Here is a 22,323-nt window from a genome sequence, read left to right on the forward strand (position 1 = left end):
GGCGTCAGCTCAGCGTCGCCGGCCGCGCTTGCGCGACGATGAAGTCTTCTTTTTCTCCGGCTTGCCCGACATCAACGGCTTCCTTGCGCCGCTGCTGCCGCCCGCTTTCACGCGCCGCACCGGAGAATTGCCCTCTCCACTGCCTTCATCTATCTGCAGGTCTATCTTGCGCTCATCGAGATCGACCCGAAGGATGCGCACCCGGATCCGGTCACCCAGACGGTAGACACGCCGCGTGCGTTCACCCACCAGGCGCCTGCCGGAGGCGTCGAAATGGTAGTAGTCATTTTGCAGGCTGGACACATGTACCAGGCCATCGGCGTAGATTTCCTGGATCTCGATAAAGAGGCCAAAACCGGTCACTCCGCTTATCACACCATCGAAACTCTCGCCGACGCGATCCTGCAGGTACTCGCATTTCAGCCAGATCATCACGTCGCGTACGGCCTCGTCGGCGCGGCGCTCGGCCATCGAACAGTGTTCGCCGAGCTCGATCATTGCCTTGAGTTCGTAGGGGTAGGAGCGTTCGCGCGGCACGGACTTCAGCCCTTCGGCACGCCGGACCTGGCCAGTGTCTTCCGCCGAGCGGATCACGGCACGTAGCGCGCGATGCACCATCAGGTCCGGATAGCGGCGGATCGGCGAGGTGAAATGCGCATAAGCGGGGTAGTTGAGGCCAAAATGACCCTCGTTCACGGGCTGATAGCGCGCCTGGCTGAGCGAACGCAACATCACGGTTTCAATCACGTGGCGGTCAGGCCGCTCATGCACCGAACCCAGCAGCTGCTGATAATCGCCCGGCTGCGGCTTGTCGCCGCCGCGCAATGACAGGCCCAGCTCACCGAGGAACTGGCGCAACGACAGCAATTTTTCGCCGCTCGGCCCCTCGTGCACTCGGTACAACCCGATCAACTTGTGTTTCATCAGGAAGCGCGCGGTTGCAACGTTCGCGCTGAGCATGCACTCCTCGATCAGCTTGTGCGCCTCGTTGCGCTCCACCGGCACCACCTCCTCGATCTTGCGATCGACGCCAAACACGATGCGTGTCTCGGTGGTCTCGAAATCGATCGCACCGCGCTCCTCGCGCGCGGCACGCAGTGCCTTGTAGAGCGCGTGGAGCTCTCTCAGGTGTGGCACCAATGCGTCGTCGATCCCGGCATCCTCGCCGTCGAGCGTCAACGCAACGCGCGTATAGGTGAGTCGCGCGGACGAGCGGATCACCGCTTCGCAGAAGCGGTAGCGGCCAAGCGCGCCGTTGCGCCCGATCTCCATCTCGCAGACCAGCGCCAGGCGATCGACCTCGGGCTTCAGCGAGCACAATCCGTTCGACAACTCCTCCGGCAGCATCGGCACCACCCGGCCCGGAAAATACACCGAGGTGCCACGGCGCCTGGCTTCCACATCGAGCGCCGTGCCGGGCATCACATAGTGCGAAACGTCCGCGATTGCGACGCTCAGCAACCAGCCTCCGCCCCGGCGCCGCTCGCAGTAGACCGCATCGTCGAAGTCCTTGGCGTCCTCGCCGTCGATGGTGACGAACGGCAACTCGCGCAGATCGAAACGACGGGCCTTGTCCGCGCGTCGCGGCTCGGAGTCGAATGCCGCCGCCTGCTCGACGACTTCCTGCGGCCAGATATGAGGGATATCGTGCATACGCAGCGACACCTCGATTTCCATTCCCGGTGCCATGTGCTCGCCGAGCACCTCCACGACCCGCCCGGTGGGTGGACCATCGGCGGCCGGCGGCGTGAGTATCTCGACGCTGACGTACTGTCCTTCGCGTGCCGCCACGCAATCGGCATCCGCCACCAGTACTTCGTGCTGGATCCGCGGATTCTCGGCAACCACGTAATTCACGCCGCGCGAGCGGCGCATGCGCCCGACCATATGCGTGGTGTTGCGCTTCAGCACTTCGACAATGGTTGCCTCGCGGCGCCCGCGATGATCCTCGCCGGTAGCACGCGCCAGAACCTCGTCACCATGAAAGACCTGGCGCATCTGGCGCCCGTGCAGATACAGGTCCTCGCCGCCTTCTGCAGGAATCAGGAAGCCGTAACCCTCGCGGTTCGCCTGCACCGTGCCCCGCACCAGGTCCATGCGCGCGACAGAGCAATAAGCGCCACGGCGGTTGCACATCAGCTGCCCGTCGCGCTCCATCGCCCGCAAGCGCCGGCGCAGCGCTTCGCGCGGCTCCTCGTCGAGCAAATCGAGACGCGTGGCGATCTCGTCGATGGTCAGCGGGACGCCTGCTTTCGCCAGGATCTCCAGAATGTATTCGCGGCTCGCGATGGGGTTCGCGTAGCGCTCGGACTCGCGCGCAAGCTGCGGATCGCGCTCGCGCGCAGTGACCGGCTTTTTCCTCGGTACCAACGGATTTCTCCTTGCTGCGGCCTGGCCGCGTGATAGCTGAGCGGGCATTATAGCCACAGGGATTGACAGCCGGGGTGACGCTGAGTACAGTGCGCCGCCTGCCCGCGGGAGCCTCGCTCCCGCTTGCCTAAAGCCCAGGTGGCGGAACTGGTAGACGCGCTAGCTTCAGGTGCTAGTTATCGAAAGGTAGTGGAGGTTCAAGTCCTCTCCTGGGCACCAATTCCCGAATCTCCGTTCGCAGCCCGGCCTGCACTGGTGTGGTCCTGCGTCTCTTGTTGCGCTCCCCATTCACTGCTGCAATGGCGGCACGCATCGCGTGTATCATTCGTGGCGGGTGCGCCTCGCACCCCGCGACGTCTGCAAGCACAATGGAAACCCGGATGAGCAACCCTGCCACGGCCATACCCGGGGGCGATACCCTCCTCGGTCACCCCAAGGGCCTGTTTCTGCTGTTCGCCACCGAAATGTGGGAGCGATTCAGCTACTACGGCATGCGTGCGCTGCTGGTATTGTCGATGGTGGCCGGGGCCGAAACCGCCAACCCGGGCTTTGGCTGGACATCGGCCGAAGCGTTGCGCCTGTATGGGCTGTTCACGGGTTTTGTGTACTTCACGCCACTGATCGGGGGCTGGCTCGCCGACAACTACCTCGGCCAGCGTCGCTCGGTGATCATTGGCGGCGTGGTCATGGCGCTCGGTCAATTCATCCTCGCCGCGTCGATCCCGGGCAACCTGCAACTGTTCTACTCCGGGCTGCTCCTGCTGGTGATCGGCAACGGGTTTTTCAAGGCCAATATTTCGACCATGGTCGGCGACCTCTACCAGAAGGGCGACGCCCGTCTCGATGGCGCGTTCACGATTTTCTACATGGGCATCAATCTCGGAGCATTTCTTGCTCCGCTGGTGTGCTCCACGCTCGGAGAAAACCCGGAACTGGGCTGGCGTTACGGATATTTCGCGGCCGGTTGCGGCATGATCCTGTCGGTGATCATCCAGCTTGCCCTGGGGCCGCGCTTTCTGCAGGAGATCGGGATGACACCATCCGCACGACGCTCGCTGCTGCTGGATGGCGGCGTAAAGAAGCCGCTGACCGCGATCGAGCTCGACCGGCTACGCGTGATCTTCATGCTGTTTGTTTTCATCGTGCTGTTCTGGGCGGCGTTCGAGCAGGCCGGGGGACTGATGAATCTCTACGCAGCCGACAAGACTGACCGCATGATAGGAGAATTCGAAGTACCCGCGGGCTGGTTCCAGTCGCTCAACCCGCTCTATATCGTGTTGCTGGCACCGCTGTTTTCGGCGGCATGGATCCGCCTGGGAAGTATCGGCAGAAACCCGCCGACTCCGCAGAAGATGGTATTGGGACTGGTACTGACCGCGGTCGGCTTCCTCGCCATGATCGCCGCGGTGATGGGCCAGGCCCATGGCGGCAAGGCCAGCATGTGGTGGCTGGTCATCGCTTACCTGTTTCATACCACCGGCGAACTGTGCATATCGCCGGTCGGTCTGTCGATGATCACCCGGCTCGCGCCGCTGCGGCTCGCCTCGTTGATGATGGGTGTCTGGTTCCTGATCAACTTCGTCGCCAACTGGCTCGCCGGTATCATCGGCTCCTATGCCGAGAGTCTTGGCGATATGGCGATATTTGGCGGGCTGGCTGCCACCCTGTTCCTGTTCGCCGGCGTGCTGTGGTTGCTTTCGGGCATATTGGTACGCTGGATGCACGGCGCGGAAAGCGTGTAGCCATCAAGTCCGCCCCCCGCGGCGCCGATCGAACGGCACGCAATCCGCCCTGCAATCAGCCTGTGAGGAACAGCAATGGCCAATAGCAAAAAACTTCCACCCAAGATTTTCCCCAGTGCGCGCGAGGATGCGACAAAATCGTTGTCGGGCAGCGCGCAATATACCAGCAGCGCCTATCGGCTGGCGTTTACTGACACCGACTTCCTGCTGCGCGAGGAATTACGCCCGGTGCGGTTCCAGCTCGAATTGCTGAAACCCGACCTCATCCAGCAAGAGCACGGCATCGACTCCACTGTGGTGATCTTTGGCAGCGCCCGCCACCTGTCACGCGACGAAGCACAGGCACAACTCGACGAAGCACATGCGCAACTGGCCGCCAGCCCACGCAGCAGCAGGGCAAAGGCGGCGGTGAAGCGCGCGGAGACGGTGCTCGGAAACAGCAAATTCTACGAGCAGGCGCGCCGTCTCGGTGCGCTGGTGACCGAAAACAGCGCTCGGATCGAGGGCTGTCGCCTGGTGGTGGTAACCGGCGGCGGTCCCGGCATCATGGAGGCTGCAAATCGTGGCGCGCACGAATCCGGAGGACAGAGCATCGGGTTGAATATCGTGTTGCCCGCCGAGCAGGAGCCAAACCCCTACATCACGCCCGAGCTGTGTTTCAGATTTCACTACTTTGCACTGCGCAAGATGCATTTCCTGATGCGCGCCCGCGCCCTGGTGGCCTTCCCCGGCGGTTATGGCACACTCGACGAGTTGTTCGAAACACTCGCCCTGATCCAGACCGGAAAGTCGCAGCGGGTACCGGTGCTGCTGTTCTGCGAGGAATTCTGGCGAGGTCTGGTCAATTTCGACGTCCTGGTGGAATCGGGCAATATCGGCGAGGAAGATATCGAGTTGTTTCGCTACGTCGAGACAGCGGAACAGGCGTGGCAGGAAATCGCTTCTTTCTACAGCTTCGGATGCGCACCATCGGATTGACGCGCCGTTAGTACACTTGCCTGGCGCGGCTGGAACCGCGAGGGAAACGGGTATTCGGGCAAAACGAAACTATCCGGCCGGAAACCAGCCAGCAAACCCGATAGGATCAGCGCGCAGGAAGCGCCCTGATTGTCAGGAACAGCTGCCGTGGGCTTCCACGGCAGCCCGTTTCAGCAGCGCGTCCGTGCGCCTTGATTATTTACCAGCGCTTGGGGCGACGGTCGCCGCCACCAGGACCACCACCACCACCGGGGCGACGATCTTCGCGCGGGCGCGCTTCGTTCACGCGCAGCGCACGACCATTGATCTCATGACCGTTCAGCTTGTTGATAGCGTTGCTGCCTTCGTCATCCGACGGCATCTCAACGAAACCAAAGCCCTTGGAACGATCGGTTTCACGATCCATGACCACTTTTGCTGACGATACATTGCCATATTCCTGGAACATCGAAAGCAGGTCATTGTCCCGGACGGTGTAGGGCAGGTTTCCAACGTAGATATTCATTCGTTTCTTCATCCTGGCGTCGAGAACAGTCTCCCGGCTCCACCACCCCAACACCAAAAAAAAGCGGCGGCGCCAACACAAACCGGGCGTATCAAGAGCCCGGTCGCCGCATTCTACCCGAAAACATGGGGCGCTGGTCCAGCATTAAAGCAGCCTGCCGCAGAAGAATTTTGATGTTCCGCAGGCGCATCGTGAACCCGGATTTACGCGCTCATCCTGCCGTGAACGGATCACGAAGGATGATGGTCTCGTTGCGTTCGGGGCCCGTCGATATGATATCGACACCCGCGCCCACGGCTTCCGCGATGCGTTCGATATAGCGGCGCGCATTGAGCGGCAGTTGCGCCCATTCGGTGACGCCGACGGTCGACTCGCTCCAGCCGTCAACGGTTTCGTAGATCGGCACCAGGCTCTCGAAGTCGGCACTGTCACGCGGCGTGCCGACGATCTGGCCCGAGCGGTCTTCGTAACCGATGCACAGGTTGATGGATTCCAGCCCGTCGAGCACATCGAGCTTGGTCAGGCACAGACCGCTGATGCTGTTGATACGCACCACCTCGCGCAGCGATAGCGCATCGAACCAGCCGCAACGGCGCGGCCTGCCAGTCGTCGCGCCGAATTCATGGCCGCGCCGCGCAAGGTGGGCACCTACTTCGTCAAACAACTCCGTCGGGAAGGGACCGGAACCAACCCGCGTGGTGTATGCCTTGGTGATTCCCAGAACGTAATCGAGATACAGCGGACCGAATCCACTGCCCGTGGCAGTGCCGCCGGCAGTGGTGTTCGACGAGGTCACGAACGGGTAGGTCCCGTGATCGATATCAAGCAGTGCACCTTGCGCCCCTTCGAACAGAATGCGCTTACCGGCCAGGCGGTATTCGTGCAGCATCGCCGGCACATCGGCCATCAGCGGCAGCAACGCCGCGCCGTGTTGCAGGCTCTCATCCAGCGTGCGCTGGTAATCGATGGCGGGCGAGTCGTAATATCCCTGCAGCACGAAATTGTGGTAATCCATCACCTCGCGCAACTTGGCGGCAAATCGCTCGGGGTTGCGCATATCGCCCAGACGCAAGCCACGCCGTGCGGCCTTGTCCTCATAGGCCGGCCCGATGCCGCGCCCGGTAGTACCGATCTTGGCATCGCCGCGGGCCTGTTCGCGCGCCAGGTCCAGCGCCGCGTGGTAGGGGAGAATCAGCGGGCAGGCGGGACTGAGCCGCAGCCGCTCGCGCACCGGCACACCACGTGATTCGAGCGCGCCGATTTCGGCGAGCAGCGCTGCGGGCGACAGCACCACGCCGTTACCGATCAGGCACAGGACGCCCGCACGCAACACCCCCGAAGGGATCAGGTGCAGCACCGTCTTCTCGCCCCCGATCACCAGCGTGTGACCGGCATTGTGACCGCCCTGGAAGCGCACCACCGCAGTCACGTTCTCGGTGAGCAGATCGACGATCTTGCCTTTCCCTTCATCACCCCATTGGGTACCGAGTACCACTACGTTCTTAGCCATTGGCACGCGCCTGATTCAACTGGTGGATTTGCCACGAATCGTCACCGGCGTGGCGCAACTCTCGATCGCAGCAGGCGCTACTGCCCTGGGCCGACAAGCCAACCACGACGCGCTCGCCCGCATCACGCAGGCGCTGGATCTCGCCCCACGCAAGCGCGGCAATTGCGGGTGCAACAAATATGCCGCCGTTGTCCCCGCCGGCACGCGCGGGTGCCAGTGTCAGCAGCGTTTTCAGGTCCATATTGAAACCGGTTGCCGGACGCGCGCGGCCAAACACCCGCCCGATATCGTCATAACGTCCGCCATTCGCCACCGCCTCGCCCTGGCCAGGCACGTAGGCCGCGAAAACCAGCCCCGTGTGATAGTGATAACCATGCAACTCGCACAGGTCGAAATGAATATTGATCCCGGGAAAGCGCTCTTCAATGATATCGGCAACCCGCTCGAGCGCTGAAAGCACCTGGTGTACCGCCGGCGGAGCATCCTGCAACAGACGCCTGGCCGCGCCGAGCACTCGACGATCACCGTTCAGACCGGCGAGTTCGCGCAGGATCGAGGAGCGCGGCCCGTCCAGCCCGGCATCATCGACGATCGCGTTGATCGCCGCGCTGGACTTGTCCTGCAGAGCCTCGAACAGCGCAGCTCGCACGCCCTCGGCAAGTGCCATGTCGTCCATCAGCGCACGAAATATCCCGACGTGGCCGAGATCCAGCGTAACCTCGCGAATACCGATGCGTCCGAGCGTCTCGAGCATCAGGCCGAGCACCTCGATATCGGCGTCGAGGCTCGCGTCACCATAAAGTTCGGCTCCGAGTTGAATGGGGCAGCGCGAGGCAAACGGGGAGCGCGCACGGGTGTGCAGCACGCTGCCCGCATAACACAGGCGCACCGGGCCATCGCGGCGCAGGCTGTGAGCGTCGATACGCGCCGCCTGTGGCGTGATGTCGGGGCGGATGCCCAGCATCCGTCCGCTCAACTGATCGGTAAGCCGGAACGTCTGGCGCTCGAGATCCCTGCCGAGACCGATCAGCAGCGATTCGGTGTATTCGATCAACGGCGGGATGACCAGTTCATAGCCCCAGCGGCCATACAGGTCCAGCAACTCGCGGCGCATCGCCTCGACGCGCGCGGCCTGGTCCGGGAGCAGTTCCTCGACGCCTTCCGGGAGCAGCCAGCGCTCCTCGCCAGGCAATGCCGAGCTGATTGTGGACATCGCAAATCCCCAGCAACAACGTGTCAGTTGACCATGTACAACAGCAACGTGCCTACCAGCATGCTGCCTAGACCCGCCAGACGCAGGCTGCCGTCATCGAGTTGAGCCGCGGTCGCGATCATGCCGCGCCAGGCCCGCGGAGACAGGAACGGCGTCAGCCCTTCGATAACCAGCATGAGACAGAAAGCGACTGCCAGATCGTGCCACATCTGCTTTATAACCCGGTGAAAACGCCGCGACAGGCGCGGCGCATCCTACCACAAGCGCGGCGCCCCGACCCAGGCGTTTGCGCCGCTCAACGACCGGGTTTTGACTGGTTCAGATAACGAAAGAAATCACTCTTCGGATCGAGCACCAGCATGTCCTGGGGACTCGCGAACGATTCCTCGTAGGCGCGCAGACTACGGGTGAACGAATAGAACTCGGGTGCCTTGTTGAACGCAACCGCGTAGATCGCAGCCGCCTCGGCATCGCCGTCACCACGCACCAGCTCGGCGTCACGATAGGCCTCAGCCTCGAGGATGGTGACCTGTCGGTCAGCATCGGCACGGATCTTCTCTGCCTGCTCCTTGCCCTGCGCACGGTACTCGCGCGCAAGTTTCTCACGCTCCGCGGACATGCGCTTGAATACCGCATCACTCACTTCTTCGGGAAGATCGATTTTCTTGACCCGCACATCGACCACCCGGATGCCGAGAGATTGGGTTACGGCACTGTTCAGGTCATCCGTGATCTCGGACATCAGCTCCTCGCGCTGGCCCGACACCACCTCGTGCAGACGTCGTTTGCCGAACTGGTTGCGCAAGCCGTCGTTGGCCCGTTGTGCAAGGCGCGTCTCGGCTATCGACTGCACCCCGCCCGTCGCACGGTAATAGGTCTTCACATCCTCGATACGCCATTTCGTGAATGAATCCACGATCAACCGTTTCTTCTCGAGCGTGTAGAAACTCTCGGGCTCCGAGTCGAGCGTCAGGATCCGGGAATTGAATTTGCGCACCTCGTCGACCAGCGGGATCTTGAAATGGAGCCCTGGCTCGCTGTCGACATCGAGCAGACGTCCGAAGCGCAACACCACGGCGCACTCGGTTGCCTTGATCACATACAGCGTATTGAGCAGCGCCACCAGCGCAAGGCCCAGCGCGGCGAGAAATGCCAGCATGCGTCCGTTCATCAGCGTCGCTCCCTTTGCCGCAGGTTGCCAGGATCGCGGCGCGCCCGGTCCAGCGCATCGCGCGCCGCATCGTCATTCTCGACCTGCGGGCTGCGCACCACTGGCGGCGCCGCCTCCGGCTGCTGCCGGCCAAGGCGGTCGATCGGCAGGTACATCACGTTATTGCTGCCCGGCACATCGACCAGCACCTTGGAGCTGTTGCTCATGACGCGCTGCACCGCATCCAGGTAAAGACGCTCACGGGTCACCTCCGGCGCCTTCTCGTACTGGCCAAGCAATTTCTCGAAACGCTGCGCTTCACCCTGCGCTTCCGCAACCACCTTGCCGCGGTACGCTGCTGCCTCCTCGAACACGCGCTGGGCCCGGCCACGCGCCTCCGGCACCACGCTGAACGCATAGGCACTGGCCTCGTTCTTCAGCCGCTCCTCGTCTTCCTTGGCCTTGATCACGTCATCGAAAGCGGCCTTGACCTCGCCGGGAGGCTTGGCACCCTGGATCGTAACTTTCACGACCTGGATACCGGTGCCGTAATTGTCGAGATAGCTCTGCAATTTGAAGCGCACATCGTCACCGATCTGCCCACGCCCCTCGGACAGGACCTGATCGAGCTTGCTGCTGCCCACAACGTGGCGCAGCGCACTGTCGGTCGCCTGTTGCAGACTGTTCTCCGGATTGTTCACGTTGAGCACGAAAGCCTTGATATCGGCGATGTTGTACTGCACCGCAATCGGCAGCTCGACGATATTCTCGTCCTGGGTGAGCATCACCCCCGTGGAATTGTATTGCCGCTCCGCCGTGACGTTGACCGGAAACACCTGATCGACCCACTTCGGATTCCAGTTGAAGCCCGGTTCGAGCACCTCGTGAAAACGCCCGAAGCGAAGCACCACTGCGCGCTCCTGCGCATCGAGCACGTTGATGCCTGCGTATAACCACAAGCTGGCCAGAACCAGGACGATCAGGCCTGCAATTGCGCGGTTGAGTGCCTTGTCCTCGCCCGATCCACCACCCGAACCGGAACCAAAGGCCGCACCGAGCTTCTGGCGGAACTTGCGGAAAGCCTCGTCGAGATCCGGCGGCCCCTGGTCACCGCCCCAAGGGTCGCGCTGCTTTCCATTGCCACCTGGTTCATTCCAGGCCATATCGATCTCCCTGCGATGTAGTGCTTGAACAATGCGTCCGCGATTCTATCAGAAGTGTTCGCGTGACGAGCCGGACCCGCACTCCGCGGCGATGAGCTGCGCGAACTGTCCGCGCGGAATCCGGATTTCGAGGCTGATCGAGCCATCCTGCGCGACACGCTCGTCCAGCACCGCGCCCTTTTCGTAGAGCCGCGCACGCAACCTGCCCTGCGCCGGATCGAGCGGCAACCACTGGTGCAGCATGTCCTCCGCGAGCAGTTCGGCAATTGCCTCGCGCAACAGGTCCATTCCCGCACCGCTGCGCGCCGAGACCCATACCCGCACCGGCCTGCCGTCCTCGCCCCGGTCAATACGCGGCTGCGCCTCGAGCAGATCGATCTTGTTGTACACGTTGAGTCGCGGCACCTGTTCGGCGCCGATCTCGGCAAGTACACTTTCGACCTCATGCGTGGTGTCGTCGCGATCGGCGGCGCTCGCGTCGATCACATGGAGCAGCAGATCGGCGAGTTGCGCCTCCTCGAGCGTGGCCCGGAACGCCTCCACCAACTGGTGCGGCAAATGCCGCACAAAGCCTACCGTATCGGCCAGCACCATGGCACGTCCGTCCGCCAGCTGACAGCGGCGCATGGTCGGATCGAGCGTCGCGAACAGCCGATCCGCCGTCAGCACGCCGGCGCCCGTGAGCGCATTGAACAGGGTGGATTTGCCGGCGTTCGTGTAGCCAACCAGTGACACGGTGGGAATTTCCGCGCGGCGGCGCGCGCGCCGCCCCTGCTCACGCTGCAGGTGAACCTTCTCGAGCCGGCGCGTCAACAGCCGGATGCGGTCGCGGATCAGGCGGCGGTCGGTTTCGAGCTGGGTCTCGCCGGGGCCGCGCAGTCCGATGCCGCCCTTCTGGCGCTCGAGGTGCGTCCAGCCGCGGACCAGGCGCGTCGAGATATGACGCAGCTGGGCGAGTTCGACCTGGAGCTTTCCGACGTGCGAGCGTGCCCGTTGCGCGAAGATATCGAGTATCAGCCCGGTACGGTCGATCACCCGGCATTCCAGCACCTGCTCGAGGTTGCGTTCCTGCGAGGGGCTCAGTGCGTGATTGAAGATGACCAGCTCGGCACAATGCCCGCGCACCGCGGCGAGAATCTCTTCCAGCTTGCCGCTACCGACAAAACTGCGCGGATCCGGGCGTCGTCGTTGTCCGAAAATGAAATCCACCGGGTCGGCACCCGCCGACAAGGCCAGTTCCTCGAGTTCGCGCGGATCTTCCTGGGGACTGTCCGCGTCCAGGTTGAGGTGAACGAGAACCGCGCGCTCACCCGTTCCGGGACGCTCGAAAAACACGGTTACTCGACAGCCTCTTCGCCTTCGTCATCGGCGGATGCAAGACGCACCGGGCGCGAGGGCACCACCGTCGAAACCGCGTGCTTGTAAACCATCTGGCTGACGGTGTTCTTGAGCAGGATGACGAACTGGTCGAAGGATTCGATCTGGCCCTGGAGCTTGATGCCGTTGACCAGATAGATGGATACCGGGATACGCTCCTTGCGCAGCGCATTCAGGAAAGGGTCTTGTAGAGTTTGCCCCTTTGACATTTCAGGATTCTCCTTTGAATGACCCCGTACGGGATCTGATTGACTTGAAACTCAACACCTTGACACCTGCTGGAAGAGTGGCGTACCGAATCCATGCTATCGGCGCTTATTTGAAATTGCATACTAGGAAGCGCGACCTCCTCGTTCTTGTCACCTCAAATGGAGGCGGCGGCCACATATTTCAAGGCCAGCTGCAGTATTTCCTCGTGCGCGCCGTTGCCCGCGTGCGCCGACTCGTCCGTGAGCAGCCACTGCAGCTCGGGCCAGGATCGCAACCATGTGTGCTGGCGCTTGGCCAGTTGACGCGTGGCAATGATAGCCCTTTCGACCATCGCGGCGTAGGAAATGCGGTCATCCAGGTAGTCCCAGGCCTGGCGATACCCCACGCTGCGCATGGACGGCAGGGCAGGTTCGAGGTCCCCGCGCGCGCGCAGCGCAGCCACTTCATCCAGGAACCCTGCCTGCAGCATCGCCTCGAAACGCAGCGCGATTCGCCGATGCAAAACCACCCGATCCCGGGGAGCCACCGCCAACTGGAGCAGCCGCCAGGGTAGTGCGGTGGCCCCTTGCCTCTGGTGAATGCTGCTGATGGTGTCACCGGAAACCAGGAACACTTCCATGGCCCGCTGCAGGCGCTGCGGATCGGTCACTGGAATGCGCGCGGCGGCGAGCGGATCGACCGCGGCAAGGCGGCGGTGAACCGCTGCCCAGCCGCCGGCGTCCGCCAAGGCGAGAATTTCCTCGCGCACCCGGGGGTCAGCCGGTGGCAGATCGGCCAGCCCCTGGACAAGAGCGCGGAAGTACAGCATCGAACCGCCCACCAGCAACGGTGTCTTGCCGCTGGCGACGATCTCCTCGATCGCGGCCCATGCATCGCGGCGAAAATCGGCCGCCGAATAGATCTCCGCCGGATCGCGTATGTCGATCAGCCGGTGGGGATACCGCGCGAGCACCGCAGGCCCGGGTTTTGCGGTGCCGATATCCATGCCGCGGTACACCTGCGCGGAATCGACGCTTACGATCGTGCAATCGAGCGCATCGCACAGCGCCAGCGCCAGCGCGGTCTTGCCCGCAGCCGTCGGGCCCATCAGGCAGATAACGAGCGGACGCCGATCCGCAGCGGCATTCACGGCAGCGCCTGCTCAGCGACCGCGCAGGAAGAGCCGGTCGAGCTCGGCCAGCGATTGCACCGCCCAGGTGGGGCGGCCGTGGTTGCATTGTCCGCTGCGCTCGGTGCGCTCCATGTCGCGCAGCAGGCCGTTCATTTCCGCGATGCTCAATTGCCGATTGGCGCGTACCGCACCGTGGCAGGCCATGCCGGCGAGAATCTGGTCGGCATGCGCCTCGATACGCGAACTGGTGCCGAATTCGCGCAACTCGGCCACCACATCGCGTACCAGCGCCGCGATGTCGGCGCCCGACAACAACGCCGGGATCTGTCTCACGGTGACCATTTCCTCCCCCGAACGCTGCAACTCGAGCCCCAGCGCGGCGAGCGTCGCCGAGTGCTCCTCGACACATTCCGCTTCGCGCCGGCTCACCGCGATCTGCTGCGGCACCAGCAGCGGCTGGGCGCGCACACCGCCGGCATCACGTGCGCTCTTCATGCGCTCGTAGGTGATGCGTTCATGCGCCGCATGCATGTCAACGATAACCAGCCCCTCGCGGTTCTCGGCAAGAATATAGATACCCTTGATCTGGGCCACGGCAAACCCGAGCGGCGGCACATCCTGGGCGACGCCGGAAATCGCCGCCGCCGGGAATCCCTGCGGCGCGCCGGTGGACAAGGCACGGTAGGCCTCGATACTCTCCCTGACAGCACCCTGATCCGGACGGTTCCACAGCCCGTGCTGCTGTACCACGCCCGGCTCGCCGGGCGGCGCCGGCGCAACCATCGACGATTGCTCCACGCCACCGGCACGGGTCCCCGCGAGCGCCCGGTGCAACGAGTGAAACAGGAAGTCGTGCACCATCCTCGATTCGCGAAAACGCACCTCGTGCTTGGTCGGGTGCACGTTCACATCGACCAGCATCGGATCGATGTCGAGATACAACACATAGGCCGGATGACGGTCATGATAGAGCACGTCGCGGTAGGCTTGGCGGATCGCATGCGCGACCAGCCGGTCGCGCACGATGCGTCCGTTGACAAAGAAGTACTGCAGATCACTCTGGCTGCGGGAAAAACTCGGCTGGGCCACCCAGCCCCGCAGCATCACCCCGGAAGCTTCGACCTCGACGGCCAGCGCGCTTTCAAGAAACGGCGCGCCGCACAGCGTTGCCAGGCGCTGCTCGCGCTCGGCAACGCCGGTGCAGGCACGCAACGAAAACACCGGCTTGTGGTTGTGCCGCAGCGTGAACCCGGCGTCGAAACGTGCCAGGGCCAACCGCCGGACCACCTCTTCGCAATGACCGAACTCGGTACGCTCCGCGCGCAGGAATTTGCGCCGCGCCGGCGTATTGAAGAACAAATCGCGCACTTCGACCGTCGTTCCGCGCGGATGCGCCGCCGGGGTGATCAGTGGCTCGCCACGCGCTCCTGTTTCGAGGCGCGACCCGTGGTCCGCACCCGCGGTGGCGGTACTAATCGAGAGCCGCGCGACCGACGCGATGCTGGCCAGCGCCTCACCGCGAAAGCCGAGGCTCAACACCCGCTCGAGGTCCTCGAGCGTGCGTATCTTGCTGGTCGCGTGGGGCGCGAGCGCCAGTGGCAGATCCTCGACGGACATGCCCTCGCCATCGTCGCGTACGCGAATCAGCAGCGTGCCGCCGGCTTCGAGGTCGATCTCGAGACGGGTCGCGCCAGCATCGAGGCTGTTCTCGGCCAGTTCCTTGACCACGGAGGCGGGCCTTTCGACGACCTCGCCTGCGGCGATCTGGTTGGCGAGCAATTCACTGAGATGCTGGATGCGCCCCATCTGTCTCTTCAGGAAGAACAGGCCGGGCAGCAGCGGGAATTCAGATTTGCGGGATTACGATCCGTTGCCCCGCCTGGATACCACCTCTGTCGCCCAAGCCGTTGGTTTTGACGATCTCGCCGACACTAACACGATAGCGCTCCGCGATGCCAGACAGGGTGTCACCACGCGCGATCACGTATTCCGAGGCCCGTGCGCCATTACGCACCCTCATTGCCACCAGCGTGTCGGGCGGGGGCGTGGACAGGAAGTAATCACTGACTCCGCTGAAGATTGCGCGCGCCATGCTGCGCTGGAAATCGGCACTGCCCAAGCGCGCCGCTTCGCCGGGATTCGAGATGAAGCCGGTTTCGACCAGGATGGATGGCATATCCGGCGACTTGAGCACCACGAAGCCAGCCTGCTCCACGTGTGGCTTGTGCAGCTGGGCAATCCGGCCCACCGAGTGCAACACCCGGCTGCCGACCCCCAGGCTGGCATCGAGCGAGGCGGTCATCGACAGATCGGTGAGCACTTCCGCCACCTGATTGTCCTTGGCCCCCAGGTTGACGCCGCCGATCAGGTCGGCGCCGTTCTCACGTTGCGCCAGGAATGCCGCCGAGGCGCTGGTGGCACCGCGTTGGGACAGCGCGTATACCGAGCTGCCGCGCGCGCGCGAGTGGGTGAACGCATCGGCATGGATCGAAACGAACAGATCGGCCCCGGTCTTGCGCGCCAGGTCACGGCGCCCCTGCAGCGGCACAAAATAATCGCCCTTGCGGATCATCGTCGCGCGGTAACCGGGCTGCTGGTTGACCCGCGTTTCCAGTTGGCGCGCTATGGCCAGCACCACGTCCTTCTCCCGGATGCGTCGCGGCCCGATCGCACCAGGGTCCTCGCCACCGTGCCCCGCATCGATGGCAATCAGGATATCGCGCCCGCCTTCGGGCAAAGGCCGCGGCAGCGGTGCGCTCTGTGGTTGCGCGGGCGCTTCGGGCTGGGTGACCGGCTGGCTGATCTCTGGAGCGGCAAGCGGCGACGAGCCGGAGGCTTCGCGCGCACCCGGCGCGGTATCCGCCGGCGGTTCCGGGGGCGTGCTCGAGTCCCGTTGCGTCTGGTCGTAGAGATCCACCACCAGGCGATTGCCGTAATCGCCGCTCGGTCCCAGCAGAAAGCTCTCGGGTCGAACGCCGTTCTGCATGTCCAGCACGATGCGCAGATCGCTCTCACCGCGCAAACCGCTGCGAATGCGCTGTATCGGGGTGGCCGCAAGATCAACCGTCTGCAGGGTGCCTTGCAGGCGGCTGTTGCCAAGATCGATGATCACCCGATCGGGATTGCCGACCACGCTCAGGCTGTGTTCGGGCCGACCGCTGAGATCGAAAACCAGGCGAGTGTGGTCAGGTGCGCGCCACAGGCGCACTCCCTGCACGGCGGATGAAGCCAGCGATTGCAGGCTTGCAATCGTCAGCACCACGCCCATGCAGAGACGCGCGAATCCCGAGGTCGATCCAGAAAAAATCATGGCGCTCGCAATAAACGAAGTGTCCCGTTCCCAAATATAGCAACGGCTCACGATTACGCACGTCGAGGACTGCTTTCGAGACGCGTAACTATTGCTGTGCCGCGCACACTTGACGCATGCCAGGCAATCCGCCTGCCTGCGCCATCCGCGGTGATCGTCAACTCCACATCCGCTGCCGGCAGGTGCCCCGCGCCATGATCGGCCCATTCGAACAACAGCAGCGCGGCGGGATCGAGGTAATCACGGATGCCGAACTGTTCGAGCTCCTCCGGATCACGCAGCCGGTAGAGATCGAAATGGAACACCTGCCGCCCCGCCACCTCGTACGGCTCGACCAGCGTGTAGGTCGGACTGCGCACCTGTCCGGTGTGCCCCAGCGCACGCAACAAACCCCGGCAAAGCGTGGTCTTGCCGGCACCGAGTTCACCATGCAGGTACAGGATGGCAGGACCGCACAGCGCATCCGCAAGCCGCGCGCCGAAGGCCAGCGTCGCGTTTTCATCAACCAGGTGGCAGGACATCGGCGCAGCCCTGACCGTCATTCGTTGAGCAGGCGACGCAGCCAGGGCAGGAGGTCGGTCGCGAGCAGACCGCGCTCACCCGATTCCTGCGCCGCGAGATCCGCGGCGCGCCCGTGCAGACAGACGCCGAGGCGCGCCGCCAGTTCCCGGCCTGCCCCCTGCGCCAGCAAAGCACCCAGGATTCCGCTCAGCACATCGCCCATCCCGCCCGTTGCCATGCCCGGATTGCCGTAGGGACAAACGCCGACCGGGAGCTCGGCATCCTGCGTGGACACCAGCGTGCCGGCCCCCTTGAGCACCACCACCGCGGTCGGATCGGCCAGGCGCCGCAGCGCGGCAAAGCGGTCATCATTCACCTGCGTCACCGGCATCGTGAGCAGGCGGGCGGCTTCGCCGGGGTGTGGTGTCAGCAGCAACTGGTCACGCCAGGGTCGCGCATCGGCTTCACCCGCAGCGAGGGCATTCAGCGCATCGGCGTCGAGCACGGTCGGCAGACCCGCCGCCAGCGCGCGTTGCAGCATCTGCTGCGCCCAGGGGCTGCGCCCGAGCCCCGGCCCGACCACCAGCACCGTGGCTCGCGCCAGCATCGGCTCGAGCTCGTGCACAAACGCCACCGCGTGCGCCATCAGTTCCGGGCAACGCGCAACGATGGGCGCCACGCTCGAGGCATGTGTGGCCACCGACACCAGCCCTGCTCCGCAGCGTGCCGCGGCCTCGGCAGCCATCGCCGCCGCACCCGCCATTCCGGGCGCCCCTCCGATCACCAGCACATGACCAAAACGGCCTTTGTGCGCAGTGCGCGGGCGCGCCGGCAGGGCCGCGAGCAGCGAACCCAGCGACAGCAACTCGGCGCCCGGCACGACTCCCCGGTAAGTTGCGGGCGGGACACCGAGATCGTGAAAATGCAGGACGCCGCGCAAATCGGCGGCAGCACCGGTATAGAGGCCGCGCTTGCGTCCGATAAAGCTGATGGTGTGGGCAGCGCGTACAGCGACCCCGCGCACCGCGCCGGTATCGCTGCAAAGGCCCGAGGGTATATCCACCGCGATTACCGGCAATTCACTGCCGTTGATCGCTTCGATGACCTTCGCCTGAAGTTCTTTTACCGGGCCACTGAGACCGGTGCCGAGCACGGCATCGACGATCAGCTCGCCCTCGCCCGGTGCCTGCTCGCCCCATGGCGCGATGCTCACACCCGCCGCAATTGCCGCATCAAAGGCCAGCCGCGCATCACCGCCAATGCGCCCGGCATCCCCGACCAGGGCAATGCGTGCGGGAACCCCTCGATCGGCCGCGAGCCGTGCCACCACGAACCCATCACCACCGTTATTGCCGGTACCGCAAACGATATGCAGCCCTGAATCCGGATAGTACTTGCGCGCCACATCGAACACCGCGCGACCTGCCCGCTCCATCAGCACACACCCCGGTATGCCCTGCTCGACGATGGCGGCGCGATCGAGTGCCCGCACCTGTTCCGCGGTATACAGCGCGGTGCCTGCTTGCGGCATGGTTTGCGTCTCCTGTGAACAGGTTTTCATTGTATCCGAAGGCTCCGCTATGCTTGGCACCCGATACCACGGAGAAAGCGCTTGGCTGTCCCCGACAAAGAACCCGCAGCAACCCTCATGCGCGACGATCCGCTGACGGGGCTGGCGACCGATATCCGGCTCTGGGCCGCGGAGCTCGGTTTCGCACGCCTCGGCATCAGCCGCGTCGACCTTGCCCCTCACGACCGGTACTACCAGCGCTGGCTGGCAGCAGGCCACCACGGCGAAATGGAATATATGGAGCGTCACGGCGCCCGGCGCTGGCGACCCGCTGAATTGATTCCCGGCACCATACGGGTGATTTCCGTCACGATGGACTACCGCGCGGGAGGCGCCGATCCGCTGCAGGTTCTCGAAGATCCCGCCCGGGCCTACGTGGCACGCTACGCACTCGGGCGCGACTATCACAAGCTGATGCGGGCACGTCTCGCCGAGCTCGCCAAACGGATCCGCGCGCGCCGTCCGGACGCCGCCCAGCGTGTATTCGTCGATAGCGCGCCGGTACTGGAGCGGGCAATCGCGCAGCAAGGGGGAATCGGCTGGATCGGCAAGAACACCATGCTGATCGATTCCCGCGGCGGTTCGTGGTTTTTTCTCGGCGAGATCTATACCGATATTGCGCTGGCGCCCGACCTGCCTTTCAGCACGATGCATTGCGGGAGCTGCACCGCCTGCCTCGAAGTCTGTCCGACGCAGGCCTTCGTCGGCCCTTTCGAACTCGATGCGCGCCGCTGCATCTCGTATCTGACCATCGAATTGCAGGGCTCGATACCCCCCGAAATGCGCCCGCTGCTCGGCAATCGCGTGTTCGGTTGCGACGATTGCCAGCTGGTCTGCCCGTGGAACAAGTTCGCCCGCCCGAGTTGCGAGGCAGATTTCCTACCGCGCCACGGACTCGATGACAGCGCTCTGAGCGAACTGTTCGGCTGGAGCGAGCAGCAATTCCTCGAGCGCGCCGCCGGATCACCGCTGTATCGGCTGGGCCACGCCCGCTGGCTGCGCAACCTCGCGGTAGCGCTCGGCAACGGGCCGGCAACGGCGGCGGCGCGCGCGGCACTGCAGGCGCGCCTCGAGCATCCTTCGACCCTGGTACGCGAGCACGTGGCGTGGGCGCTCGCGCGACTTCAGACACTCATGCGGAAAAACGTGTCGCGGTAGTGACGCAGTTCGGCGATCGAGTCGCGGATATCCTCGAGTGCGAGGTGGCTGCCCTGCTTGCTGAACCCGGCATACACGTCCGCGCGCCAGCGACGTGCCAATTCCTTCACGGTGCTGACGTCAAGATTGCGGTAGTGAAAAAAAGCTTCCAGGCGCGGCATATGACGCACCATGAAGCGGCGATCCTGGCAGATGCTGTTGCCGCACATCGGCGACTGTCCCGCCACGGCATGGCGGGCAAGAAACGCCAGCGTCTGGCGCTCGGCCTCGGCTTCGTCCATGGTGCTCCGGCGCACCCGATCGACCAGGCCCGAATGACCGTGCTGACGGGTATTCCATTCGTCCATTGCTCCGAGCACCGCGTCGTCCTGGTGGATCGCCAGCACCGGCCCCTCCTCGATCACATCGAGATGGGCATCGGTGACGATCGTCGCGATCTCAAGCACCACATCACGCTCGGGGTCGAGACCGGTCATCTCCATATCGACCCACACCAGAACGTCCTGCGCTGCCATGATAAACTCCTCCGCGATATGCTCATCCGCAACCTGACTATAGCAAAGCGCCATGAACCCGTGCTGAGACCACACCGCCCGATGCCGATCCGCGAACTGCATGGCCGGCCGTAAGCTGAGCCTCAACCAGGCGCGACGTGTCAGCGGCAGGCATCGCAGCCGCCTGGAGCGCGCCGAAACTCCTGGCGACTCACCGGCTGGCGATCAACAAGGTGTGGTGATCGCCTGTTTCGGCAAGAAAGTCGAAGTGGAGGATGCCAGCGCGCCGCAATGCGTGGTGCGCTGCCATCTGCGCGCCAATCTCGAGTCGGTGGTGACCGGGGACCGCGTGATCTGGCGCCGTGATGGCGATGCCGGAGTGGTCCTCGCGCGGCTCGACCGAAGCAGCGAACTCGGACGCCCCGATGCACGCGGCAGGGCGCGTATCATCGCCGCCAATCTCGACCAGATCGTGATCGTCATCGCGCCCGAACCGGCACCGCACTCGAGCCTGCTGGATCGCTACCTGGTGGCGGCCGAAAATGCCGGCATCGGCGCGCTGATCCTGCTGAACAAGACCGATCTTGGCGACCCCGACGGCCGGCTCGGGCAACTGCTGCGTCCCTATGTCGCTATCGGCTACCCAGTGCTGCGTGCCTCGGCGCTGAAAGACGGTGGTCTGGACGAATTGCGCGCCGCGCTGGCGGGTCACACCACGGCTTTTGTCGGGCAGTCGGGTGTGGGCAAGTCCTCACTGATCTCGGCGCTGCTGCCGCAGCAAGCGATCCGGATCGGCGATCTGTCGGACGCCGCGATGAAGGGGCGTCACACCACGACTACCGCACGTCTCTATCACCTCGGCGGCGGCGAACTGATCGATTCGCCCGGTATCCGCGAGTTCAGCCTCGAACACCTCGACACTGCCAGCACGGCAGCCGGGTTCGTCGAGTTCAAGAGCTATCTCGGACAGTGTCGCTTCCGCGACTGCGAACATCGCGACGAACCCGGCTGCGCGGTACGCGAAGCGGTCGCTGAGGGGGCACTGAGCGCGGAACGCTACGCCGGTTATCTGCACATCATCGGAGCCCGCCAATGAACCACTCCCTGCCCCGACGCGCATTCGTCGCCCTGCAGTACCTGGTGCCCCAGCACCTGCTGTCGCGACTGTTCGGGTACCTGGCCGGCTCACGCATCCCGGTACTGAAGGATTTCCTGATCCGCCGCTTCATCGCCGCATTCGCGGTCGACATGCGCGAAGCGCTCGACCCCGACCCGTCTTCCTATGCGGATTTCAACGCGTTCTTCACCCGTGCCCTGGCCCCCGGCGCGCGCCCGCTCGACAGCGCGCCGGACTCACTGGTATCGCCGGCTGACGGCGCGATCAGCCAGCTCGGGCGGATCGAGGCGGGACGCATCGTGCAGGCCAAGGGCCATTGGTTCAGCAGCGCCGAGTTGCTCGACGATCCGCAACTGGCGCGCCGCTTCGACGAGGGTTCGTTCGCCACCATCTATCTCTCGCCGCGCGATTACCATCGCGTACACATGCCCCTGGCGGGACGACTGGTCGCGATGCACTATATCCCGGGATGCCTGTTCTCGGTCAACCAGAGCACCGCCGAACATGTGCCGCGGTTGTTTGCGCGCAATGAACGCCTGGTATGCCAGTTCGAAACCGCGCACGGGCCATTGGCGATGGTACTGGTGGGTGCAATGATCGTGGCCGGCATAGAAACCGTGTGGAGCGGACCGATCACTCCGGCCGGACAACACACGCTCGCCATCGACCTCGAGATGCCCGCCAGCGAACGCAGCCTGGAAAAAGGCGCCGAGATGGGTCGCTTCCAGCTCGGTTCAACGGTCATCCTGCTGCTGCCACGCGGCGTGGCCAGCTGGGATCCGGCACTCGGCGAGGGCAGTACGGTACACATGGGTGCGCGTATCGCGACGCTGGGCTGAACAGG

The 22,323-nt window shown here is 64.0% G+C and carries 20 protein-coding genes and 1 tRNA gene; 6 read left to right on the forward strand and 15 right to left on the reverse strand.

From position 1 onward, the window contains the following. Positions 1–9: 9 nt before the first annotated feature. Entirely contained in the window at positions 10–2,418 is a 2,409-nt protein-coding gene (gene rnr / locus IPF49_08725) for a ribonuclease R (protein MBK6287694.1), read from the reverse strand. A gap of 84 nt (positions 2,419–2,502) precedes the next feature. Between rnr and IPF49_08730 the strand changes: the two genes are divergently transcribed. The 3 genes from IPF49_08730 (at position 2,503) to IPF49_08740 (ending at position 5,090) form a co-directional block, all read left to right on the forward strand. Further along, a tRNA-Leu gene (locus IPF49_08730) sits at positions 2,503–2,589 on the forward strand. Between the two features lie 161 nt (positions 2,590–2,750). Further along, positions 2,751–4,112, forward strand: coding sequence for a peptide MFS transporter (locus tag IPF49_08735; protein ID MBK6287695.1), 1,362 nt, complete (start codon positions 2,751–2,753; stop codon positions 4,110–4,112). A 75-nt stretch (positions 4,113–4,187) separates the two neighbouring features. Continuing rightward, the gene (locus tag IPF49_08740; GenBank protein MBK6287696.1) at positions 4,188–5,090 is read left to right on the forward strand and encodes a TIGR00730 family Rossman fold protein; all 903 of its coding nucleotides are present in this window, start codon (positions 4,188–4,190) and stop codon (positions 5,088–5,090) included. A gap of 199 nt (positions 5,091–5,289) precedes the next feature. On the opposite strand, the gene IPF49_08745 is transcribed toward IPF49_08740, so the two are convergent. The 13 genes from IPF49_08745 to IPF49_08805 form a co-directional block, all read right to left on the reverse strand. Next, a complete protein-coding gene (locus IPF49_08745) occupies positions 5,290–5,595 on the reverse strand; it encodes an RNA-binding protein (GenBank protein ID MBK6287697.1) in 306 nt (101 codons plus the stop codon). A 211-nt stretch (positions 5,596–5,806) separates the two neighbouring features. Beyond that, positions 5,807–7,105, reverse strand: coding sequence for an adenylosuccinate synthase (locus IPF49_08750; protein ID MBK6287698.1), 1,299 nt, complete (start codon positions 7,103–7,105; stop codon positions 5,807–5,809). Continuing rightward, complete coding sequence (locus IPF49_08755) at positions 7,098–8,297, reverse strand: ATP phosphoribosyltransferase regulatory subunit (GenBank protein ID MBK6287699.1); 1,200 nt, start codon at positions 8,295–8,297, stop codon at positions 7,098–7,100. Before IPF49_08755 ends, IPF49_08750 begins: the two co-directional genes overlap by 8 nt. A 44-nt stretch (positions 8,298–8,341) precedes the next feature. After that, positions 8,342–8,527: a DUF2065 domain-containing protein gene (locus IPF49_08760; GenBank protein ID MBK6287700.1), complete on the reverse strand. Its 186-nt coding sequence runs from the start codon at positions 8,525–8,527 to the stop codon at positions 8,342–8,344. 86 nt (positions 8,528–8,613) lie between these two features. Next, positions 8,614–9,489, reverse strand: coding sequence for a protease modulator HflC (gene hflC, locus IPF49_08765; GenBank protein MBK6287701.1), 876 nt, complete (start codon positions 9,487–9,489; stop codon positions 8,614–8,616). Then, the gene (gene hflK, locus IPF49_08770; GenBank protein ID MBK6287702.1) at positions 9,489–10,631 is read right to left on the reverse strand and encodes an FtsH protease activity modulator HflK; all 1,143 of its coding nucleotides are present in this window, start codon (positions 10,629–10,631) and stop codon (positions 9,489–9,491) included. The genes hflC and hflK overlap by 1 nt, the downstream gene beginning before the upstream one ends. Before the next feature lie 48 nt (positions 10,632–10,679). Then, positions 10,680–11,966, reverse strand: coding sequence for a GTPase HflX (gene hflX / locus IPF49_08775; GenBank protein ID MBK6287703.1), 1,287 nt, complete (start codon positions 11,964–11,966; stop codon positions 10,680–10,682). A 2-nt stretch (positions 11,967–11,968) separates the two neighbouring features. Further along, entirely contained in the window at positions 11,969–12,217 is a 249-nt protein-coding gene (hfq, locus tag IPF49_08780) for an RNA chaperone Hfq (GenBank protein ID MBK6287704.1), read from the reverse strand. 155 nt (positions 12,218–12,372) lie between these two features. Beyond that, on the reverse strand, positions 12,373–13,305 hold the full coding sequence (miaA, locus tag IPF49_08785; GenBank protein MBK6287705.1) for a tRNA (adenosine(37)-N6)-dimethylallyltransferase MiaA: 933 nt from the start codon (positions 13,303–13,305) through the stop codon (positions 12,373–12,375). A 54-nt stretch (positions 13,306–13,359) separates the two neighbouring features. Then, entirely contained in the window at positions 13,360–15,135 is a 1,776-nt protein-coding gene (gene mutL, locus IPF49_08790; GenBank protein MBK6287706.1) for a DNA mismatch repair endonuclease MutL, read from the reverse strand. A gap of 40 nt (positions 15,136–15,175) precedes the next feature. Continuing rightward, on the reverse strand, positions 15,176–16,597 hold the full coding sequence (locus IPF49_08795; GenBank protein ID MBK6287707.1) for an N-acetylmuramoyl-L-alanine amidase: 1,422 nt from the start codon (positions 16,595–16,597) through the stop codon (positions 15,176–15,178). A 95-nt stretch (positions 16,598–16,692) separates the two neighbouring features. Further along, positions 16,693–17,160, reverse strand: coding sequence for a tRNA (adenosine(37)-N6)-threonylcarbamoyltransferase complex ATPase subunit type 1 TsaE (tsaE, locus tag IPF49_08800; protein ID MBK6287708.1), 468 nt, complete (start codon positions 17,158–17,160; stop codon positions 16,693–16,695). A 17-nt stretch (positions 17,161–17,177) separates the two neighbouring features. After that, on the reverse strand, positions 17,178–18,671 hold the full coding sequence (locus IPF49_08805; protein ID MBK6287709.1) for an NAD(P)H-hydrate dehydratase: 1,494 nt from the start codon (positions 18,669–18,671) through the stop codon (positions 17,178–17,180). Between the two features lie 117 nt (positions 18,672–18,788). On the opposite strand from IPF49_08805, the gene queG reads away from it, so the two are divergent. Then, positions 18,789–19,868 carry a tRNA epoxyqueuosine(34) reductase QueG gene (queG, locus tag IPF49_08810; protein MBK6287710.1) on the forward strand — a complete coding sequence of 360 codons (1,080 nt, stop codon included), beginning with the start codon at positions 18,789–18,791 and terminating at the stop codon, positions 19,866–19,868. Here queG and orn read toward each other — a convergent pair. Continuing rightward, positions 19,835–20,383, reverse strand: a complete 549-nt coding sequence (orn, locus tag IPF49_08815) for an oligoribonuclease (protein MBK6287711.1) — start codon at positions 20,381–20,383, stop codon at positions 19,835–19,837. The two genes, queG and orn, sit on opposite strands and share 34 nt — an antisense overlap. Positions 20,384–20,483: 100 nt before the next feature. Between orn and rsgA the strand changes: the two genes are divergently transcribed. Next, on the forward strand, positions 20,484–21,458 hold the full coding sequence (gene rsgA / locus IPF49_08820) for a small ribosomal subunit biogenesis GTPase RsgA (protein MBK6287712.1): 975 nt from the start codon (positions 20,484–20,486) through the stop codon (positions 21,456–21,458). Positions 21,459–21,466: 8 nt separating this feature from the next. Then, positions 21,467–22,318, forward strand: a complete 852-nt coding sequence (gene psd, locus IPF49_08825; protein ID MBK6287713.1) for a phosphatidylserine decarboxylase — start codon at positions 21,467–21,469, stop codon at positions 22,316–22,318. Positions 22,319–22,323: the final 5 nt, after the last annotated feature.

This window comes from Gammaproteobacteria bacterium (genome assembly GCA_016705365.1).
Classification (GTDB): domain Bacteria; phylum Pseudomonadota; class Gammaproteobacteria; order Pseudomonadales; family UBA5518; genus UBA5518.

Bases quoted from the DNA above. Each gene is read 5' to 3' on its own strand.
- rnr (MBK6287694.1), bottom strand. From the start codon at position 2,418: ATGCCCGCTCAGCTATCACGCGGCCAGGCCGCAGCAAGGAGAAATCCG.
- IPF49_08735 (MBK6287695.1), top strand. From the start codon at position 2,751: ATGAGCAACCCTGCCACGGCCATACCCGGGGGCGATACCCTCCTCGGT.
- IPF49_08740 (MBK6287696.1), top strand. From the start codon at position 4,188: ATGGCCAATAGCAAAAAACTTCCACCCAAGATTTTCCCCAGTGCGCGC.
- IPF49_08745 (MBK6287697.1), bottom strand. From the start codon at position 5,595: ATGAATATCTACGTTGGAAACCTGCCCTACACCGTCCGGGACAATGAC.
- IPF49_08750 (MBK6287698.1), bottom strand. From the start codon at position 7,105: ATGGCTAAGAACGTAGTGGTACTCGGTACCCAATGGGGTGATGAAGGG.
- IPF49_08760 (MBK6287700.1), bottom strand. From the start codon at position 8,527: ATGTGGCACGATCTGGCAGTCGCTTTCTGTCTCATGCTGGTTATCGAA.
- hflC (MBK6287701.1), bottom strand. From the start codon at position 9,489: ATGAACGGACGCATGCTGGCATTTCTCGCCGCGCTGGGCCTTGCGCTG.
- hflK (MBK6287702.1), bottom strand. From the start codon at position 10,631: ATGGCCTGGAATGAACCAGGTGGCAATGGAAAGCAGCGCGACCCTTGG.
- hfq (MBK6287704.1), bottom strand. From the start codon at position 12,217: ATGTCAAAGGGGCAAACTCTACAAGACCCTTTCCTGAATGCGCTGCGC.
- miaA (MBK6287705.1), bottom strand. From the start codon at position 13,305: ATGGGCCCGACGGCTGCGGGCAAGACCGCGCTGGCGCTGGCGCTGTGC.
- mutL (MBK6287706.1), bottom strand. From the start codon at position 15,135: ATGGGGCGCATCCAGCATCTCAGTGAATTGCTCGCCAACCAGATCGCC.
- IPF49_08795 (MBK6287707.1), bottom strand. From the start codon at position 16,597: ATGGGCGTGGTGCTGACGATTGCAAGCCTGCAATCGCTGGCTTCATCC.
- tsaE (MBK6287708.1), bottom strand. From the start codon at position 17,160: ATGTCCTGCCACCTGGTTGATGAAAACGCGACGCTGGCCTTCGGCGCG.
- IPF49_08805 (MBK6287709.1), bottom strand. From the start codon at position 18,671: ATGCCGCAAGCAGGCACCGCGCTGTATACCGCGGAACAGGTGCGGGCA.
- queG (MBK6287710.1), top strand. From the start codon at position 18,789: ATGCGCGACGATCCGCTGACGGGGCTGGCGACCGATATCCGGCTCTGG.
- orn (MBK6287711.1), bottom strand. From the start codon at position 20,383: ATGGCAGCGCAGGACGTTCTGGTGTGGGTCGATATGGAGATGACCGGT.
- rsgA (MBK6287712.1), top strand. From the start codon at position 20,484: ATGGCCGGCCGTAAGCTGAGCCTCAACCAGGCGCGACGTGTCAGCGGC.